General features: G+C 70.8%; 17 protein-coding genes. 9 read left to right on the forward strand and 8 right to left on the reverse strand.

Translation table 11 applies throughout. The features are described from left to right. Window positions 1-49: 49 nt before the first annotated feature. Entirely contained in the window at window positions 50-1,393 is a 1,344-nt protein-coding gene (locus tag ASD48_RS36770) for a polysaccharide lyase family 1 protein (RefSeq protein WP_057606221.1), read from the reverse strand. Window positions 1,394-1,620: 227 nt separating this feature from the next. Here ASD48_RS36770 and ASD48_RS36775 point away from each other — a divergent pair, with 227 nt between their 5' ends. From ASD48_RS36775 to ASD48_RS36785, 3 genes are all read left to right on the forward strand, one after another. Further along, on the forward strand, window positions 1,621-1,986 hold the full coding sequence (locus ASD48_RS36775) for a PH domain-containing protein (protein ID WP_057606222.1): 366 nt from the start codon (window positions 1,621-1,623) through the stop codon (window positions 1,984-1,986). Window positions 1,987-2,096: 110 nt separating this feature from the next. After that, complete coding sequence (locus tag ASD48_RS36780) at window positions 2,097-3,554, forward strand: FG-GAP repeat protein (RefSeq protein ID WP_057606223.1); 1,458 nt, start codon at window positions 2,097-2,099, stop codon at window positions 3,552-3,554. A 53-nt stretch (window positions 3,555-3,607) separates the two neighbouring features. Beyond that, entirely contained in the window at window positions 3,608-4,285 is a 678-nt protein-coding gene (locus ASD48_RS36785) for a hypothetical protein (protein ID WP_057606511.1), read from the forward strand. A gap of 55 nt (window positions 4,286-4,340) precedes the next feature. Here the strand turns inward: ASD48_RS36785 and ASD48_RS36790 are convergent, their stop codons facing one another. After that, on the reverse strand, window positions 4,341-5,369 hold the full coding sequence (locus ASD48_RS36790; protein WP_057606224.1) for a dioxygenase: 1,029 nt from the start codon (window positions 5,367-5,369) through the stop codon (window positions 4,341-4,343). Between the two features lie 440 nt (window positions 5,370-5,809). Here ASD48_RS36790 and ASD48_RS36795 point away from each other — a divergent pair, with 440 nt between their 5' ends. From ASD48_RS36795 to ASD48_RS36810, 4 genes are all read left to right on the forward strand, one after another. Further along, the gene (locus ASD48_RS36795) at window positions 5,810-6,325 is read left to right on the forward strand and encodes a toxin-antitoxin system HicB family antitoxin (protein WP_057606225.1); all 516 of its coding nucleotides are present in this window, start codon (window positions 5,810-5,812) and stop codon (window positions 6,323-6,325) included. A gap of 132 nt (window positions 6,326-6,457) precedes the next feature. Then, on the forward strand, window positions 6,458-7,306 hold the full coding sequence (locus ASD48_RS36800; RefSeq protein ID WP_057606226.1) for a DUF4097 family beta strand repeat-containing protein: 849 nt from the start codon (window positions 6,458-6,460) through the stop codon (window positions 7,304-7,306). 60 nt (window positions 7,307-7,366) lie between these two features. After that, on the forward strand, window positions 7,367-8,371 hold the full coding sequence (locus ASD48_RS36805) for an ATP-binding cassette domain-containing protein (protein ID WP_199876146.1): 1,005 nt from the start codon (window positions 7,367-7,369) through the stop codon (window positions 8,369-8,371). Then, window positions 8,368-9,159, forward strand: coding sequence for an ABC transporter permease (locus ASD48_RS36810; RefSeq protein WP_057606228.1), 792 nt, complete (start codon window positions 8,368-8,370; stop codon window positions 9,157-9,159). The genes ASD48_RS36805 and ASD48_RS36810 overlap by 4 nt, the downstream gene beginning before the upstream one ends. Before the next feature lie 188 nt (window positions 9,160-9,347). Here the strand turns inward: ASD48_RS36810 and ASD48_RS36815 are convergent, their stop codons facing one another. The 3 genes from ASD48_RS36815 to aspS form a co-directional block, all read right to left on the reverse strand. Continuing rightward, the gene (locus ASD48_RS36815; protein WP_057606229.1) at window positions 9,348-9,881 is read right to left on the reverse strand and encodes a hypothetical protein; all 534 of its coding nucleotides are present in this window, start codon (window positions 9,879-9,881) and stop codon (window positions 9,348-9,350) included. 209 nt (window positions 9,882-10,090) lie between these two features. Continuing rightward, window positions 10,091-11,068, reverse strand: coding sequence for an intradiol ring-cleavage dioxygenase (locus ASD48_RS36820; protein ID WP_057606230.1), 978 nt, complete (start codon window positions 11,066-11,068; stop codon window positions 10,091-10,093). A 228-nt stretch (window positions 11,069-11,296) separates the two neighbouring features. Continuing rightward, window positions 11,297-13,060, reverse strand: coding sequence for an aspartate--tRNA ligase (aspS, locus tag ASD48_RS36825; protein WP_057606231.1), 1,764 nt, complete (start codon window positions 13,058-13,060; stop codon window positions 11,297-11,299). 144 nt (window positions 13,061-13,204) lie between these two features. Here aspS and ASD48_RS36830 point away from each other — a divergent pair, with 144 nt between their 5' ends. Then, entirely contained in the window at window positions 13,205-15,346 is a 2,142-nt protein-coding gene (locus ASD48_RS36830) for a SpoIIE family protein phosphatase (protein ID WP_057606232.1), read from the forward strand. On the opposite strand, the gene ASD48_RS36835 is transcribed toward ASD48_RS36830, so the two are convergent. Next, complete coding sequence (locus tag ASD48_RS36835; RefSeq protein WP_057606233.1) at window positions 15,310-16,362, reverse strand: AI-2E family transporter; 1,053 nt, start codon at window positions 16,360-16,362, stop codon at window positions 15,310-15,312. The genes ASD48_RS36830 and ASD48_RS36835 overlap by 37 nt on opposite strands. 171 nt (window positions 16,363-16,533) lie before the next feature. Between ASD48_RS36835 and ASD48_RS36840 the strand changes: the two genes are divergently transcribed. Then, on the forward strand, window positions 16,534-17,478 hold the full coding sequence (locus tag ASD48_RS36840) for a Bro-N domain-containing protein (RefSeq protein ID WP_057606234.1): 945 nt from the start codon (window positions 16,534-16,536) through the stop codon (window positions 17,476-17,478). 97 nt (window positions 17,479-17,575) lie between these two features. Here ASD48_RS36840 and ASD48_RS36845 read toward each other — a convergent pair whose 3' ends face one another. After that, window positions 17,576-18,547, reverse strand: a complete 972-nt coding sequence (locus ASD48_RS36845) for a pirin family protein (RefSeq protein ID WP_057606235.1) — start codon at window positions 18,545-18,547, stop codon at window positions 17,576-17,578. A 266-nt stretch (window positions 18,548-18,813) separates the two neighbouring features. After that, complete coding sequence (locus ASD48_RS36850) at window positions 18,814-19,296, reverse strand: SseB family protein (RefSeq protein ID WP_028806966.1); 483 nt, start codon at window positions 19,294-19,296, stop codon at window positions 18,814-18,816. Window positions 19,297-19,420 lie beyond the last annotated feature (124 nt).

Consider the following 19,420-nt stretch of genomic DNA (forward strand, 5'->3'; position numbering starts at 1 on the left):
CGAGGGCCGGGGGCTCGTGGTCACCCGGCCCTCGCGTGTCTTGGGGGTGCTACTTCAGGACGCTCGCGCCCGTGGTCGTCGCGAGGGTCGTGGGCAGGTTCTTCGCCGACGTCTCGAGGCCCGAGGTGAGGGCCGGGGTCCAGTTGACCGTGGTCTTCAGGTCCTTCGACGAGGCGGCGTTGTACGCGGCGACGACGTCGGTGACCGTGCCGTTGACGAGGTTGCCGGAGCCCTTGACCGCGCCGGTTCCGTCGCCGCTGAGGAGCTTGGCGACCTTTCCGCCGGCCGGGACCTTCCAGTAGTTGTTCTCGGCGACGACCTGGGCCTTGGCGCGCGAGTTGATGCTGTACTGCGTCGCGTAGCCGTTGAGGGTCGTGACGTCGTAGTAGTTGTTGTAGATGTGCACCTGGCCGACGCGGGCCAGCGGGGCGCGCTGGACGATGCCCTTCCAGATGTTGTGGTGGATCGACACACGCAGCTTGCCGCTGGGCTCGCTGTCGCTGCTGCCGATCAGCATCGTCTTGTCGTGGTTGGTGAACTGGTTGCGCGAGACCGTCACCAGGTCCGAGCTCTTGGTGATGTCCAGGGCGCCGTCGTGGATCTGGTACTCGCGGCCGTAGTACTTCGGGTTGGCGCTGTCCAGGTGGGGCGCGTCGGTGAACGTGTTGTGGTCGGCCCACACGTGGGTCGCGCCGCGCAGCGTGACCGAGTCGTAGTTGGAGTTCCAGTTGCCGTCGTCGCCGTCGGTCGGGTCCCACTGCGGGAAGCAGTCCTCGGTGGCGGCGAAGGTCAGGTTGCGGACGACGACGTTGTCCACGTTCTGGATCTGGAGCATGCCGCCGGAGATCCCGGCGTCGGTGCCCGGCACGCCGACGACACTGGTGTTGGCCGGCACCTTGAAGACGATGTTCTTCGCCTGCTTGGTCTGGGCCGCGGCGCGGGCCTTCTCCTGTGTCCCGGAGGGCAGCTTGGAGGTGCCGTAGGACGAGGGGTCGTACGCCTTCAGGTAGGCGGAGAGCGAGTAGCCCGTGCCCGACGCGTAGTCGGCGCAGGTCAGCTTCTTGCCCGCGTCGTCGGTGTTGGCGTCGATCGTGCCCTTGATCTTGATGATCCGGGGGGTCGTGTCGGAGGCGGACCCCAGTGCCTTCACCAGCTGGGCGCGGGTGGAGACGGTGAAGGTGTGCGCGGCGTCGGCCTTGGTGCCACCGGTGGTGCCCGTGCCGGAGGAGGCCCAGCCGTCCTTGGCGGCGAGCGTCTGGTGGTACAGGTCGACGGTCCCGGCGTTCGCGTTCATCACGACGACACCGGCGCCGACGGCCGCGGCCACGGCGGCGGCGGAGACGACGAGGGCGCGGCGCGAGCGGAGGGACCGGCGGTGGGAGGGAGCTGCCACGGGGGATCCTTACGGGGAGGAGCGGGCTTACGTCCTGTCAGTGGTCGCCGCCGCGTGAAGAGTTGCCGCGCGGGAAGGATTTTTTCCGGGGCCTTCTCCGCCGGTTGATCAAACGCCTTCACGATTACCCCACCACCCCCTTAAGGTGCGCATCGGGGACGAACACCTCCCTCCGGGGAGAGATCACCCCACACGGACCGGCGTCATCGTCAACTGGGGGATCTTCCATGGCACTCTTCGGCAACGCGCACCCGATCGACCCGGCGCAGGCGCAGCAGGACTACGCACGTCTGCTGGGCCAGGGCGAGCAGGTGCAGGCCGCCTTCCTGCTGATCCGCGACACGATCCTGTTCACGGACCGGCGGCTGATCCTCGTCGACAAGCAGGGGATCACCGGCAAGAAGACGGAGTACCACTCCATTCCGTACCGCAGCATCACGCACTTCGCGGTGGAGACCGCCGGCACCTTCGACCTGGACGCCGAGCTGAAGATCTGGGTGTCCGGCTCGTCCGTGCCGATCCAGAAGACGTTCACCAAGGGCGTGGACATCTACGAGGTGCAGGCGATCCTCACCCAGTTCGTGGCGAGGTAGCACCCTCGTCCACGACCCCGTTCGGGGGGGCGTGCGCCCCCGGCGCGCTTTACACTCGCGGGCGGGGCGCAGACGCACGGACGGTGCGCGCGCGGGGATGGGGGATTCGCGTGAACGAGCTTGCTTTCAGGCGTGGTTGGCGGGTGGCCGTGGTGCTCCTGGCCGGGCTGACGGGTGCGGCGGCGCTGCCCGCCGCGCCCGCCGTCGCCGTGCACGGTGCGCTACCCGGTGACTTCAACGGGGACGGCTACCGCGACGCCGTGCTGCCCGCGCCGGGCGCGAACGTGGCGGGCAGGGAAGGGGCGGGCGCCGTCGTCGTCCTGTACGGGTCGAGGACGGGACTGTCGGCCGCCCGGCGAGCGCTGATCACGCAGAACACCGCGGGCGTGCCCGACACCGCCGAGGCGGGCGACGGGTTCGGCTCCGCGACCGCCACGGCCGACCTGAACCGGGACGGCTACGCGGACCTGGTCGTCGGCTCCCCCTTCGAGAGCACGGCGAGGGGCACGGAAGCGGGATCCGTCACCGTGCTGTGGGGCAGCGCGAGCGGACTCACCACGGGCACCGACCTGCCCGCCTCGGCGACGGCGGGCATGGCGCCCTACCACTACGGCGCGGACATCGCCGCGACCCGCGGCGCCTCGGCCGCGCGGTCCGAGATCCTGGTCGCGAGCTGGGGCGGCGCCGTCCGCTTCACCGGCCCCTTCACCCGCACCGGCGGCTACGGCGCCTCCGCGGTCGCGGCGGACAGCTCCTGGGGGGACTCCGTCGCACTCGGCGACTTCGACGGCGACGGCTCCCCCGAGCACGTGAACGTGACGTACGGACAGGGCGGGGAGACCGGCGGGTTCGTCTTCGTCGACCCGGAGGACCAGGACGGCGTCGGCCTGCCCTCCCGCCTCACCCACGGCAACGGGCACATCGCCGCCGCCGGGGACCTCGACGGCGACGGCTACGACGACCTGGTGGTCGGCGACCCGGACGAGCCCGAAGTCCCGGGCAGGGACGGCGCGTCGGGCGGTCGTGTGCTCGTGTGGCGCGGTTCGGCGGCCGGCATCGCACCCGACGCCGTGCCCGAGCAGATCACGCAGGACACCGCCGGCGTCCCCGACGTCAGCGAGAAGGGCGACGTCTTCGGCGGCGCCCTGACGGTGGCCGACCTCAACCGCGACGGCCTCGCGGACCTCGTGATCGGCGCGCCGCGCGAGTCGGTCGGCACCAGGGCGCAGGCCGGTCAGGTGACCGTCGTACCCGGCCGCCGCACCGGCGCCCTGGGCACCGGCTCGTACGCCTTCACCCAGGACACGGCGGGCGTCCCCGACGCCTCCGAGGCGGGCGACGGGTTCGGTACGACGGTCGCGACCGGGGACGTGAACCGGGACGGCAGGCCGGAGCTGTTCGTCAGCGCCGCGGGCGAGAACGAGTCCACGGGCGCCGTCTGGACCTTGCCCGGCTTCACCACGGGCCCGACCGCCGCCCGCAGCCGCGTCTTCACGGCCCCCTCGGTCGGTCTCACCCAGCAGAACTCCGTCCTGCTGGGCGGGTACGGACTGGGCTGGGTGATCTGACCCCAGGGGGAGTGCTTCCCACCGACGGTCGCCGCACCTGGTACGACTACCCGGTGGACCTTCTCGAACCCCACCTCCGGCTCCTCGCCGAGGTCTTCGACGTGGCCGCCGCCGGCGCCCCCTGGGCCCTGGCCGGCGGCTATGCGCTCCAGGCGCACGAGCTGCTGCAACGCCCGCACGCCAACGTGGACTTGGCGACCGAGAGCGCGGAGCCGATGCCCCGGCTCGCCGAGGCGCTGGGCGCGGCGCTCACCTCCCGGGGCGGCCACGAGGCGACGGTCCGGGACACGGACCCGCTGTCCGCGCACCTGGCCGTGCTGGACCGCGCCACGGACACGGTCCTCCGGTTGGCCCTGCACAAGGAGACCTTCTGGAGCCCGCCCGTCCCGACCCCGTACGGTCCGGCGCTCGCCCTCCCGGACGCGGTGGGCACGAAGGTCCGGGCGCTCTACGACCGCGGTCTGGCCGTCGACCTGATCGACGCGCGGGCGGCGTCGGCCCTCTTCACCCACCCCGACCTGGAGGAACTGGCCCGCCGCCACGCCCGGGACGACTTCGACCTGCCCACCCTCCAGACCCGGCTGACGGGCACGGACCACTACCCGGACACGGCGTTCACGGCGTACGGCCTGACCGAGGACCAGCTCACAGACCTGCGTGCGTGGGCCCAGAGCTGGTCGACGGACATCGCGGAGCGGCTGCTGGAGGAGGGGGCGTCACCGGACGAGTGACCGGGACGCACGGGTGCGGGCCCGGTCGGTCGGGACGCCCCCGCCGCCGCCCGGATCAGCCGGCGGAGGCCGACGTCTCTGCCGAGGCCGTCGCGGACGCGCCGGGCTGGACCGCGTCGTCGGTGCCCTCGTGGGTGGCGTCGGGTTCGACACCCAGCGTGATCGAGCCCACGACACCCTTGGCGATGTTCTTCTTGTTGTACTTCAGCTGGAGCAGACCGCCCTGGACGCCGCTCTGGTCGTAGATCGTGTCCTCGGTGAGCGTGGTGCGCTCGGTGGTGCTGGTGGAGTACGGCTCCACCTCGGCCGAGGCGAGCACGGACTCCTCGTCGAAGAAGAACTGGCCCGTGTGGCAGGTGTTGCCGCCCTCGTAACCGGCGTCGGTCCATTCACCGTTCACGTGCACCTTGGTGTGGATGTGCACCGTCCGGCCGCGGTACCAGCCCGGGAAGATCGTCTTGAAGGTGACGCGTCCCTGCCGGTCGGTCTTCCAGGTGCCCCGCAGATAGCGCTCGTCGTCGGTGGGCTCCGAATGCCCGCCGCCACCGCCGCCGGACGGCGGCTCACCGGTCGGGGTGCCGGTCGGCACGTCGGTCGGCGTACCGGTCGGGGTCCCGGACGGCGCGTCGGTGGGAGCGCCGCCACCGCCACCGGTGGAGAGGCTCTCGTAACCGGAGTAGATACCGAGGGCGTCGCAGTGCCAGATGTCCACGGCGGCGTTCGCGACGGGCTTGCAGGTCTCGGAGTCGATCACCTTGAGGGCGAGGGTGAGCGGGATGCCCTCCTTGTCCTCGGTGATGTCCTGGCGGAGCTTGTCCGCGTCGATGTAGTACGGGCCTTCGGTGGTCTCGGAGGTGAGCTTGTAGCAGACCTCGCCGGCGGAAGCGGCGGCCTTGGGCTTGGTCCCGCTCTTCTCCCCGGCGAAGGCACCGGCGGCGAGCGCTCCGCCCGCCCCTACGGCGACGGCCGCGCCCGCACCGGCGACGACCACCTTGCGTCGGGTCAGATCACGCTTGTGCCTCGGGCCTTGCTGGTCATTCTCGGCACCGGCTGCGTTTGCTGTGTTTCCTGAGTTTCCCGTCATGGCCGCGAAGCTAGGAGGCGGGCCTGTCAGAGGCGTGGGAACGACCTGTGGAATTCCAAGTGCAGGCAAAAAAGCGCCGGGCTCGGGGGCTGTTTTGCGCCTGGCCATGATAGAGGGGTTGGTGAGGCTTACCTTACTTCCATCCTCCGTGTCAGTGCACGGCTCGACCCGGTCCGGCACCGCGAGGCGCCGCGGGGTGCCATCCGACACCACTCGGCGCCACTCGGCGCCACTCGGCGCCATGAGGTGCCACGGGGTGCCACGGGGTGCCACGGGGTGCCACCCGATGGCGCCAGCGGCCCATGAGCCCACATGGCGCCACGGTCACCCAACTAGGCGCCATAGCGTTTCCGCAGGTCAGCGGGCTACAGTCAGCCAGTATCCCAAGGATGCCACCGCACGGCTTGCATGTGGCACCACTATGGTGCCATCATGGCGTCATGGACCTCACCCCGTATGTCGACACCCTCCGCCGTGAACTCGCGGTGGCCGCCGAGGCCGGCGGTGACGAAGCCCGCGAGCTGGCGGAGCGGCTCACCGCTCCCCTGGAGTCGGCGACCCGGCTGACCATGCTCCATGTGCTTTCCGCGGCCACGGACGAGATCACCCGCGATCTCGCCCCCGGCTCGGTCGACGTACGGCTGCGCGGGCTCGACCCCCAGTTCGTGGTGACACTCCCGCCCGGCGACGGCGGTGCCATCGCGGAGCCGGTCACGCCCACCGAACCGCTCAAGGCTCCGGCCGAGGGCGACGAGGGCGGCACCGCCCGCGTCAACCTGCGCCTGCCGGCCCACCTCAAGGCCCGCGCCGAGGAGGCCGCGACCCGCGAGGGCCTGTCGGTCAACGCGTGGCTGGTGCGAGCCGTGTCGGCCGCGGTCGACGGCGGCGCCCGGCAGCCGCGCACGACCGAGAAGACCCAGGTCGTCGGACAGAGCTTCACGGGCTGGGTGCGCTAGCCCCGCTCCCGCCGCCCGCACGCACCTCCGCACCCGCACCACCTCCGCACCCGCACCCGCACCCGCACCACCTCACTCACACCACGTCCCACCAGCGGGGACGCCCTGAAGACCCAAGAGGACGGGACAGCCATGCCTTCTTTCGACACTCCCGAAGCGATCTCGGTCACCGCACGCGTGGACGCCGGTTCCCTCCAGTTCACCGCGGGCGACCGCCCCGACACCGTCGTCGAGGTGCGGCCCCGCGACCCGGAGAAGGACCTGGACACACGGGCGGCCGCCCAGACCGAGGTCACCTACGCGAACGGTGTACTGACCATCAGGACGCCCAAGCCCACCCTGTTCGGCCTCGGCCGCACCGGCACCGTCGACGTGACGGTCGACCTGCCCACGGGCTCACACGTCGACACGACCGGCGCCTGGACCCAGGTGATCGGCGAGGGCCGGCTCGGCGAGGTCCACGTGAAGAACTCGGCCGGCGACGTCCGTCTCGACACCACGGGCCCGCTGGAGCTGACCGCCTCGCACGGCACGATCACCGTGGACCGCGTCGAGGGCTCCGCCGAGATCACCTCCAGCTCCGGCAGCATGCGCGTCGGCTTCGTCGACGGCTCCGCCGTCCTGAAGAACTCGCACGGCAGCACGACGGTCGGCGCCGTGACCGGCGAACTGCGCGTGAGCGGCGCCAACGGCGACATCGACATCACGCGGGCCGAGGACTCGGTCACCGCCACCACCGCCCACGGCACCCTGAGGGTGGGCGAAGTGGTCCGCGGAACCGTCCAGTTGGAGACCTCCTACGGCGCCATCGACGTCGGCATCCGCGAGGGCACGGCCGCCTGGCTCGACGTCAGCTCCGACTCCGGCCAGGTGCGCAACACGCTCACCGCGTCCGACTCCCCGGAGAAGACCGAGGACACCGTGAAGATCCGCGCCCGCACCCGGTTCGGCAACATCCAGGTCCGCCGCGCCAAGGCCTGAGCACCGCGTCCACGACCAGCCCCGCCCCCACCCGCTTCCAGCCTTCGAACGGAGGGCCCCATGCCTTCTTCTGTCATGCCCACGTCCACTCGGGGTGACGGTCACCCGTCGCCGATCGCCGTCTCCGCCATCGGTCTGCGCAAGTCCTACGGCGACAAGACCGTCCTCGACGGCATCGATCTGCGCATCCCGGCCGGTTCCGTGTTCGCGCTGCTCGGGCCGAACGGCGCCGGCAAGACCACCGCCGTGAAGATCCTGTCCACGCTCATCGCCGCCGACGGCGGACAGGCCCAGGTCGCGGGTCACGACCTCGCGGCCGATCCGCAGGCGGTGCGTGCCGCGATCGGTGTCACCGGTCAGTTCTCCGCCGTGGACGGACTGATCACCGGCGAGGAGAACATGCTCCTCATGGCGGACCTGCACCACCTGTCCAGGGCCGAGGGGCGGCGGGTCGCCGCCGATCTGCTGGAGCGCTTCGACCTGGTCGAGGCCGCGAAGAAGCCCGCCGCCACCTACTCCGGCGGCATGAAGCGCCGCCTCGACATCGCCATGACCCTGGTCGGCAGCCCGCGGATCATCTTCCTCGACGAGCCGACCACCGGCCTCGACCCGCGTTCCCGGCACAGCATGTGGCAGATCATCCGCGAGCTGGTCGGCGACGGCGTCACCGTCTTCCTCACCACCCAGTACCTCGAAGAGGCCGACGAACTCGCCGACCGCATCGCCGTACTGAACGACGGCAGGATCGCCGCCGAAGGCAGCGCCGAGGAACTCAAGCGGCTCGTCCCCGGCGGGCACGTCCGGCTCCGCTTCGCCGACCCGGCCGCCCACCACCGGGCCGCCCGCGCACTGGGCGAGGCCACCCGCGACGACGAGGCACTCGCCCTGCAGATCCCCAGCGACGGCAGCCAGCGCGACCTGCGCGCCATCCTCGACCGGCTCGACACGGCCGGCATCGAGGCCGACGAACTGACCGTGCACACCCCCGACCTCGACGACGTCTTCTTCGCCCTCACCGCCACCGCCACCACCGTCCCCGGCCAGTCCAAGGAGAACGTCCGATGAGCTCCCTCTCCCTCGCCGTGCGCGACTCGTCCACGATGCTGCGCCGCAACCTCCTGCACGCCCGTCGCTACCCCTCCATGACCCTGAACCTGCTGCTCACGCCCGTCATGCTGCTGCTGCTCTTCGTCTACGTCTTCGGCGACGCGATGAGCGCCGGCATCGGCGACGGCGGCGCCGACCGCTCCGCGTACATCGCCTACCTCGTCCCGGGCCTGCTGCTGATGACCATCGGCTCCACCACGATCGGCACCGCCGTGTCCGTCTCCATGGACATGACCGAGGGCATCATCGCCCGCTTCCGGACCATGGCGATCCACCGCGGATCGGTGCTCTTCGGGCACGTCGTCGGCAGCGTGATCCAGTGCGTGATGAGCGTGGCCCTCGCCGGCGCCGTCGGGGTGGCCATCGGCTTCCGGTCCACCGACGCCACCGCCCTGGAGTGGCTGGCGGCCTTCGGACTGCTCGTGCTCTTCGCCACGGCACTCACCTGGATCGCGGTCGGCATGGGACTGTCCAGCCCGAACCCCGAGGCGGCCAGCAACAACGCCATGCCGCTGATCTTCCTGCCGCTCATCTCCAGCGCCTTCGTCCCGGTCGACGCGATGCCCGGCTGGTTCCAGCCGATCGCCGAGTACCAGCCCTTCACCCCGGCCATCGAGACCCTCCGCGGACTGCTCCTCGGCAGCGAGATCGGCCACAACGGATGGCTCGCCGTCGCCTGGTGCCTCGGGCTCGCGGTGCTCGGCTACCTCTGGTCCACGTCGCTGTTCGACCGCGACCCGAAGTAGGGGGAGAAGGACCGGTCAGCAGCGTGCGGGCGTGGGCCCGAAGCTCGTCCCGCTGCGGGGCGGCGCACTCCGACACCGCGTCGGCGTACGCCGCCCCGCAGCCGTTCCCCCCGGCGCACCGGCGCACCGGGGGAGGGGCGACAGGACAACACCAGGGCAGGGCAGGGCAGGGCAGACAGCATGGTCGACTAGCGGGACGTGACCGCGCAGGCCGTGCCGACCACCGGGACGCGGGCGGCAGGGGGGAGAGCGGGCCCGTGCACGGCCGAGGCCGGTTGTCCCAGCGCCGCACGCGCCGAGCGAAGATGCTCCAGCCCTTCCTTCGCCACTCGCGTGACCTCCTCGTACTCCCCCGCCGTACGGGCCCCGGACAGCCGGTCGCGCGCCGCGTGATGGCACTCCGCCGCGCTGGTCAGCGCCCGGCCCGCCGCCTCGTCCGCACCCGCCCAGGCCCGCGCGCCCAGCGGGACCAGGCCGCCCCCCAGCCGGATCAGCCAGTGGTTCGCCTCCGCCTCGGCGTCCAGGTCGGACAGTCCGGAGGAGCCCGACGCACCGGACCGACCGGACCGACCAGGACGCGCGGGCCGACCGGACCGACCTGGGTGTCCGGGCCGGCCGGCCGGACGTCGGGTGCGACCCACGCGGCGCTGGGCCACCACGCCCGCCACCGCACCGACGATCAGCAGCACCGACAGCGTGATCATGAACCCCGTGGATCCCATGGCTGGCTTCCTCCCTCGCCCCGTCGTCGGCCCGTGCCGGCGTACCGCCATCAGACGACGCGGCGCTGTGCTCCCCCCTCGGGCTCGCTGTGCGCCTCCGGTGAGGTTTCCAGGAGCGGTCCGGAGGCCGCGCGGGCTCCGCGGAACGGCCCATGAAGAGAGCCACGCCCCCGACGCGCAGGTCGGGGGGCGTGGCCCGGGGAAATCCGTCAGCCGTCGGAGGCCGAAGGTGAAGCCGACGCCGAGGCGGAATCGGACGCCGACGCGGACGCGCTCGGCTGCGGCGGTGAGCCCTGGCCGTCCTCCGTGGCGTCCGGGTCCACGCCGACCGTGATCGACCCGTGGACGCCCCTCGCGATGTCCCGCTTGTCGTAGCGCAGCTTCAGCAGACCGCCCTGGGTACCGCTCTGGTCGTAGATCGTGTCCTCGGTGAGGGTCGTGCGCTCCGCGGCGTTGCTCGCGTACGGCTCCACCACCGCCGAGGCGAGCACGGACTCCTCGTCGAAGAAGAACTGGCCGGTGTGGCAGGTGTGCCCGCCCTCGTAACCGGCGTCCGTCCACTCGCCGTCCACGTGCACCTTGACGTGGATATGGACGCACCGGCCGCGGTACCAGCCCGGGAAGACCGTCCGGAAGGTCACCTGACCGTGCCGGTCCGTTCGCCAGGTGCCGCGCAGATAGCGGCTGTCGTCCGTGGGTTCCTGATGGCCGCCTCCCGGGGGCGCCCCGGTGGGTGCCCCCGTCGGAGGTTCGCCGGTCGGAGGCTCGCCGGTCGGCGCGGGACCGCCGCCACCGCCGTTGCCCTGGTCCTCGTAGCCCGAGTACACCCCCGCCGCATCGCAGTGCCAGATGTCGACGGCCGCGTCCCGGATCGGCCTGCACGTCTCCGAGTCGATCACCTTCAGGCCGAGGAGGAGCGGGATGCCCTCCCGGTCCTCCGTGACGTCCCGGCGGATCTTGTCGGCGTCGATGTAGTAGGGGCCCTCGACCGTCTCCGAGGTCAGGCGGTAGCAGACCTCCCCGTCGGTGTCGGCGCCGGTCCGAGCCGGTCTGCCGTGCCCGTCGGCGGCGCTCGCGGCGAAGGCGGTGCCGCCCAGGCCCGCCACCGCGATGCCGCCCGCGGCGACGGCCACGACCTTACGACGTGATAAGTCCTGTTCGCTGTGTGGTTTCTGAGATCCCGTCATGAGGCCGGGACGCTAGGGACGAAACCTGTCAGGAGCATAAGGAAGAGCTGTCAGTTGCCGGGGAAAACGAAAGTGGCCCGGAACCGACGTCGGTTCCGCGCCACTCTCCCGCCTACGGCCTGCCTCAGCCTGCTTCCGCCTGCCTCAGCCTGCTTCTTTCCGCGTCTGCCGGCTGCTGCCTGCTTCCGCCTGCTGCTTTCCGCGTCTGCCGGCTGCCGCCGACGACCGCTACTTCGGCTGCGGCTTGCGCACCGACAGGTGCAGCTCCCTCAGCCGGGCCTCCTCCAGCTCCGTCGGCGCGCCCATCATCAGGTCCTGGGCGTTGCCGTTGAGCGGGAAGGCGATGGTCTCGCGGATGTTCGGCTCATCGGCCAGCAGCATCACGATGCGGTCGACGCCCGGCGCGATACCGCCGTGCGGCGGGGCGCCGAAGCGGAACGCGCGCAGCATGCCGGCGAACTTCTCCTCGACCGTCTCGTGGTCGTAGCCCGCGATCTCGAACGCCTTGAGCATGATCTCCGGCTCGTGGTTCCGGATCGCGCCGGAGGACAGCTCCACGCCGTTGCAGACGATGTCGTACTGCCAGCCCAGGATGTCCAGCGGGTCCTGGGTCTCCAGGGCCTCCAGACCACCCTGGGGCATCGAGAAGGGGTTGTGCGAGAAGTCGATCTTGCCGGTCTCCTCGTCCTTCTCGTACATCGGGAAGTCGACGATCCAGCAGAAGCGGAAGACGTTCTCCTCGAAGTGCCCGGCACGCTTGGCGGCCTCGACCCGCACCGCGCCCATGATCTTCGAGACCTCGTCGTACTCGCCCGCGCCGAAGAACACCGCGTGGCCGGCGGCCAGCGACAGGCGCTTGGTCAGCTCGGCGACGTTCTCCTCGGTCAGGAACTTCGCGATCGGACCGGTCAGGGAGCCGTCCTCGGCCACCCGGACCCAGGCCAGGCCCTTCGCGCCCAGCGTCACCGCGAAGTCGCCGAGCTGGTCGAAGAACTTACGGGGCTGCGCGGAGACGTCCGGCACCGGCAGCGCGCGGACGTGCTTGCCCGCGAAGGCCTTGAACTCCGAGCCCTCGAAGAGGTCGGTGATGTCGACGAGTTCGAGCTGGGCCCGCAGGTCCGGCTTGTCGGAGCCGTACTTCAGCATCGACTCGCGGAACGGGATGCGCGGGAACGGGGAGGTGACGTGGCGGCCGCCGCCGAACTCCTCGAACAGCTCCGTCATGAGCTTCTCGATCGGCTGGAAGACGTCCTCCTGCTCGACGAAGCTCATCTCGACGTCGAGCTGGTAGAACTCGCCCGGCGAGCGGTCCGCGCGCGCGTCCTCGTCGCGGAAGCAGGGGGCGATCTGGAAGTAGCGGTCGAAGCCCGAGATCATCAGCAGCTGCTTGAACTGCTGCGGGGCCTGCGGCAGGGCGTAGAACCGGCCCGCGTGCAGACGGGACGGGACGACGAAGTCACGGGCGCCCTCGGGGGAGGTCGCGGACAGGATCGGCGTCGCCATCTCGTTGAAGCCCAGCGCCGTCATCTTGTGCCGCATCGCCGAGATGACCGACGTGCGCAGCATGATGTTGCGGTGCATGCGCTCACGGCGCAGGTCCAGGAAGCGGTACTCCAGGCGCCGCTCCTCGTTGACCCCGTCCTCGGCGTTGATCGTGAAGGGGAGCGGCTGGGCGGCGCCGAGCAGCTCGACCTCGCCGACCTCGACCTCGATCTCGCCGGTCGGCAGATCCGCGTTGACGTTCTCCGCGCCGCGCGAGACGACCTTGCCGTCGATGCGGACCGTCGACTCCTTGGTCAGCCGGTCGAGGGCCTCGTACGCGGGCGTGCCCGGACGGGCCACGAGCTGCGTGATGCCGTAGTGATCGCGCAGATCGATGAAGAGGATGCCGCCCAGGTCGCGCCGATTGTGCAGCCAGCCGCTCAGCCGGACGTCGGTGCCGACGTCAGAGGCGCGGAGCTCGCCGCAGGTGTGGGACCTGTACCGATGCATCGTCGTTCATCCAGTCTTCGCGGATCGGGGGCGTGTTTCACGTGAAACAACCCCCAGCGTACCGGGCGGTCACTGATCACCTCCCCTCAATACGGGTGCGGCGATCAGTGGCACTTCTCCATCGCATCTTCCTAAAGTGGGGCAATGCGCACTGGCGAGCCGTTGCCCGCCGTGGGGGAGGTCCTCGCCTCCCTCGCGACCGGCCTGTGGCACTGGAGCACCGCCACCGGGCTGGTCACGGTCGACGCCGAGGCCGCCCGGCTGCTCGGGCTGCCCCGGGAGGAGACGGTTCTCACCGAGGCCCAGACCCGGGCCCGCCTGCACCCCGTCGACTGGAACGAGATCACCGGCGTGGTCCAGCTCGCCGTCGCCGAGGGCACCCTCGCCGAGGTCCGCATCCGGATCATGGACGACCGGGGACGGGTCGTCCGGGTCGTGCGCAGCCGGTCCAAGCCGTCCTTCGACCCGGTGAAGAAGGCGTACGAGCTGATCGGCACCCTCCAGGAGGTGACCGAGCCGACGCCGGGCACCCCCGCGGGGCGGACCGCGGTCACCGGCGACTGGCGGCGATCGCGCGAGGCGTTCCTGCTGGACGCGGGACGGGCGCTGGCGGAGGCCCGGTCCACCGAAGAGGTACTGAGGGTCGCGGCGGCCCTGTCCATGCCGGGCTTCTCCCCGGACGGACTGGCCGTCTTCGGCGTGGAGGGCGAGCGGCTGACGATCATCGGCCACCACGGGCACCAGTCCGGCGACGACGACCCCTTCAGCCACATGTCCATCCATACGGACTATCCGGCCGCCGAGGTGGTGCGCACCGGACGGGCCGTATACCTGTCCTCCCCCGAGCGGTACAAGGAGCGCTACCCGCTCACCTGGCCGCTGGCCGCGCACTTCGGCCGTCACTCGTGGGCGTTCCTGCCGCTGACGGTGGCCGGCCGCACGATGGGCGCCTGGATGGCCGGCTTCGCCTACCCGGTGGCGTTCACCCCGGACGAGCGGTCGGTGCTGACGACGGTCGCGCGCATGCTCGCCCAGGCCCTCACCCGCGCCGGTCTGGCGGAGACCCAGCGCGAGCTGACCGACGGTCTCCAGCGCTCCATGCTCCCCACCCTCGGCCCCGAGATACCGGGCATGACCCTCGCCGCCCGCTACATACCGACGGGCGGCGGCCTTCAGGTCGGCGGCGACTGGTACGACATGATCCCGCTGCCGAGGGGCCGCTTCGCCCTGGTCATCGGCGACGTCCAGGGCCATGACGTCCGCGCCGCGGGGCTCATGGGCCAGCTGCGCATAGCGGTACGGGCGTACGCCGCCGAGGGCCACCGCCCGGACGCCGTTCTCTCCCGCGCCTCCGGTTTCTTCCACGGCCTCACCGACACGGACGGCGGAGCGGGGGCCGATCCGCGCTTCGCCACCTGCCTGTACATCGAGGTGGATCCGGTGACCGGGGTACTGGAGACCGCCCGCGCCGGACACCTGGACCCCACGATCCGGATGTCCGACGGCACCGTGCTGGTCCGCGCCACCGCCGGCGGCCTGCCCCTCGGCATCGACCCGGACGCCGACTACCCCACCACCCGACTCGCGCTGGAACCCGGCGAGGCGCTGATGCTCTGCACCGACGGCCTGCTGGAGACCGGCGGCCACGACCTCGACACCGGCTGGGGCCGCGTCCGCAAGATCCTCGAGGCGCACGAGGGCGATCTGGAGGAGCTGGCCGACGCTCTGGTCCAGGCGGTGCACGGGCCCTCCTCCCACCACACCACCGGCCCCCTCGCGGACCGCCGCGAGGACGACATCGCCGTACTGCTCCTGTGCCGCCAGGGCGAGGGCGGCTGCGGTCCGGGCGCCGCTCCCGCGCCGGTCCGGCAGCCCGTGCGCCGCTCGATGCTGACGGTCGCGCAGGCCGAGCCCGAACGGATCGCCGTGGCCCGGCAGCAGGTGCGTGAACTGCTGCACGACTGGACCTGCGAGGACCAGGTCGACTCGGTGGTCCTGCTCGTCTCCGAGACACTGACGAACGTCCTCGTCCACACCGACGCGGACGCCCTGCTCGTCGCCGAGGTCACCGGCACCCCCGGCGAACGCCGGCTCCGTATCGAGGTCACCGACGCCGGCGACGACCTCCCCCACAAGCGCCGCCCCGGCGAACTGGCGTCCTCGGGGCGTGGCCTGGTCCTCATCGAACTGCTCGCGGACACGTGGGGGGTGGCTCCCCGGGGTGAGGGCAAGAGCATCTGGTTCGAGCTCTACGAGTCCGGCGAGCCCCCGGCGGGATCCTTGTGACGCGCCCGTAGCTCGTACAGGACCCCGAAGGCCGCGGCCGTCGCGGGGACGGCGAACAGCATGCCGAGGATCCCGGCCACGGACGCCCCGGCCGTGATGGCCACCATCACCACCGCCGGATGCATCTGCACGGTCCGGCTCTGGATCACCGGCTGCAGCACATGCCCCTCCAGCACCTGCACCGCCAGCACCACCCCGAGCGCCCACAGCGCGATCACGAAGCCCCGGTCGGCGAGGGCCACCAGCACGGCGACGGCCCCGGAGAGAAAGGCGCCGAGATAGGGGATGTACGCGCCGACGAAGACGAGGGCACCCAGCCCGACCGCCCCCGGCACATCGAGGACGAGCAGGCCGACGGTGATGCACACGGCGTCGATGAACGCGATGAAGGTCGTGCCCCGCATGAACCCCTCCACGGCCCGGAAGGCCCGCCGGGCCATGGCCTCCAGGGTGTCGCCGGTGCCGCTCGGAGCGACGGATCGCAGCACGCCGATCGCCCGGTGCGAGTCGCGCAGAAAGAAGAAGACGAGCAGCAGCGCGAGCACGGCCATGGCGATGCTCTCGCCGACGACACTCACGCCGCTGATGACATTGGACGCGGCCGTCCCCCCGAACTTGGTCAGCAACTCCTTCGCGTTGGACGCGAGGTCGTCGAGCGAGGTCCCGGCGGCCCCGAAGTGCTCGGCGATGCTCCGCGCCGCCGACCTGAGCGCGGCGACGATCTGATCCCCGCTGTCGATCAGCGCGGCGACGACGATGTACACCGCCCCGCCGACCACGGCGACGACGGCGACACACGTCAGCCCCGCCGACACCGACCGGGGCACGCCCACGTCCACCAGCCTCCGGTACAGCGGCCTGAGCAGCGCGGTTCCGAGCAGCGCGAGCAACACGGGCGTGACGGCCGTACGCAACTCGGCGCACAGCCGGATCCCCACGTACCCGACACCGGCCGCGAGCAGAATCACGGCGCACCAGGCGGCGAACCGGCGAGCGGGGACGGGGAGCAGGTGCACGCGTCCAGCGGATCACGGAGGCGCCGGGTTGTCCTGGCCTGACGGGCCGCCCGGGTGAGGGCACGTGAGCCGGGCCCGGAATCGAACGTCCGCTCCGAAAGGGTGAACATCCTTGCCAGCACCGACAGTTGCGGTGGCATATGCCTATTTTCCTGGCGGAGGTGACGCTCGATGTACGAGCAGAACAACACACCGCCGCCGGACTCGTCGGCGGCACAGCAGGACGCGATCGACATCAACGACTTCGTGTTCGCGGCGACGGGGGCGCGGCTGCGGAGGCTGACGCTGCCGGATGGGGAGCACTGGTTCGTGGCGGCGGACGCGGCCACACAACTCGGATACGCGAACACGCGTCAGGCGCTCCTTGCACATGTCGCGGCAGATTGCACAAGGTCACTGGCCGAGCTTGCGCAAGGCGTCTGTACAGCAGACGCCTTGCGCAAACTTGCAGCTCACAGGCTGCAGAAGTCGATGAAGCTGGTGAACCTGAAGGGGCTCGTCAGGCTCGTCAACGGCTGCACCAAACCCGCTTGCGAGCCATTCAAGGCATGGGTGTCCGAAGTCATCCAGACCGTCCAACAGCAGGGCTCCTACTCCCTGGAACCGGCCCCCGGACGGCCCGCCCCCGGACGACCGGCCCCCGCCGGCGGTACCGCGTACGTCATGCCCGAGCAGGTCGTCGAAGCCATCGTGCGGCTCGAGGAACGCAACCTGTGGGCGGACGAGCTGCTGGCGTCCGCGGCAGGGGAGCGCAACGACCTGCTGCGGCAGATCACCGACAGCCAGAACAGGATGGCCGACGCGCTGAGGGACATCGCCGAAGCCCTCAGGCAGCCCGGCCGCAGCTCCCCCGCGCCTGAACTGACGGCCCAGCAGCTTCTCGACACCTGGAAGAAGAGGCACCTTCTCGTCACGGATGACGTGCACACAGTCGCCGCCGTCCTCGCCCCGGCACTGACGCGTGGTGAGGCCCGCTACCGCGTCGATGAGATCGCCGCCCGGACCGGTATGTCGCAGGATCGCGTCCACGACTGTCTGCGCATGCTGCTGAAGCGCGGCTGTATGCGGCAGACCGGCTGCTCCACTGACGGAGCGCCCGTCTACGTGCTGCCGTAGCGGCGTCACCGCGATACGAGACAGGGCCCGAAGTCGCATTCCTAAGTTGCGGCTTCGGGCCCTGTCACACCGTAGCGGCTTCCGGCCGGCCGGAGGGCTAGATGCCCTCTGCCGTCATCCCGTGCACCGCCGGGATCGTGCCCAGCCGGCCCTTCTGGAAGTCCTCGAAGGCCTGCTGGAGCTCGTCCTTGGTGTTCATCACGAACGGGCCGTAGTGGGCCATCGGCTCACGGATCGGCTGCCCGCCCAACAGCACGACCTCCAGGTCGGGCGTGTGCGAGTCCTGCTTCTCGTCCGCGCGGACCGTCAGCGAGGAACCCGCGCCGAAGACCGCCGTCTGACCCAGGTGGATGGGCCGACGCTCGGCGCCGACCGAACCGCGGCCGGCCAGGACGTAGGCGAGACCGTTGAAGTCCTCACGCCACGGAAGAGTGAGTTCCGCGCCCGGCGCGAGGGTCGCGTGGACCATGGTGATGGGGGTGTGGGTGATGCCGGGACCGGAGTGGCCGTCCAGCTCGCCCGCGATGACACGCAGGAGCGCGCCGCCGTCCGGGCTCGCCAGGAGCTGTACATGGCCGCCGCGGATGTCCTGGTACCTCGGCGCCATCATCTTGTCCCTGGCCGGCAGGTTCACCCACAGCTGGAGGCCGTGGAAGAGACCGCCGGACATGACCAGCGACTCCGGCGGCGCCTCGATGTGGAGGAGGCCCGAGCCGGCCGTCATCCACTGGGTGTCGCCGTTGGTGATGGTGCCGCCGCCGCCCTGGCTGTCCTGGTGGTCGAAGATCCCGTCGATGATGTAGGTGACGGTCTCGAAGCCACGGTGCGGGTGCCAGGGGGTGCCCTTCGGCTCGCCCGGCGCGTATTCCACCTCGCCCATCTGGTCCATCATGATGAACGGGTCGAGGTGGCGGTAGTTGATCCCGGCGAACGCACGGCGTACCGGGAAGCCCTCACCCTCGAAACCGCTGGGCGCGGTCGTGACGGTGAGCACGGGACGTGCGACCGCGTCGGCCGATGCGGTGACGCGCGGCAGGGTCAGCGGGTTCTCGACGGTCACAGCGGGCATGTCCGTACCTCCTTGGGCGACGTACGTCCCAGTTTAGTTGAGCATTGAACTTTCTGCTACCCGTAACGATGGAAGCCCGGAGGACATTCCCGTGGAGAGGCGACCACGCAGGGGCAGTGGCGCGGGGGAACCCTATGGCATGGCTGTGAAGGGCATGAGTCGTCCGCCGGACGCCCGAGAGACGGCCGGGAAGAACACCCGGGGGTCAGCCGGGAAGAAGAAGAGGAAGAAGAAGAGGAAGAGAAGGGCGAGCGGGGAGGGTCCCCTCAGCCGTACATCCGCCGCATCGCGAACTCGACCATCTGCTCGACGGCCTTGGCGTCGAACACCATCCGGTGCTCACCCTCCATGTCGAGGACGAAGCCGTACCCGGTGGGCAGCAGGTCGATCATCTCGGAGCCGGTGATCACGAAGTACTTGGACTCCTTGCCCGCGTACCGGCGCAGCTCCTTGAGCGAGGTGAACATCGGGATCACCGGCTGCTGGGTGTTGTGCAGGGCGAGGAAGCCGGGGTTGTCACCGCGCGGGCAGTAGACCTTGGAGGTCGCGAAGACCTGCTGGAAGTCCTCCGCGGCCAGCTGTCCGGTGGTGAAGGCCCGCACCGCGTCCGCGAGGGACGGCGGGGACGGCTCCGGGTAGAGCGGCGGCTGCTGACCGTACCCGCCGTGGCCGCCGGGCATCTGCTGCTGCGGCGGGGCGTACTGCTGCTGTGCAGCACCGCCGTCCATGGGCTGGCCGTATCCGTACATGGGCGCAAGCGTACCGAGCGCGCCCGGCGGGCGGGGCGGTACGGGGGCCCCTTCCGAGGCGCACGGGACGCGTTACGCGTCACAGATGGCCGGTTCGGGGTTGCGACTTATTACCGACGGGTAG

The organism is Streptomyces sp. Root1310, assembly GCF_001426425.1.
Lineage (GTDB): Bacteria > Actinomycetota > Actinomycetes > Streptomycetales > Streptomycetaceae > Streptomyces.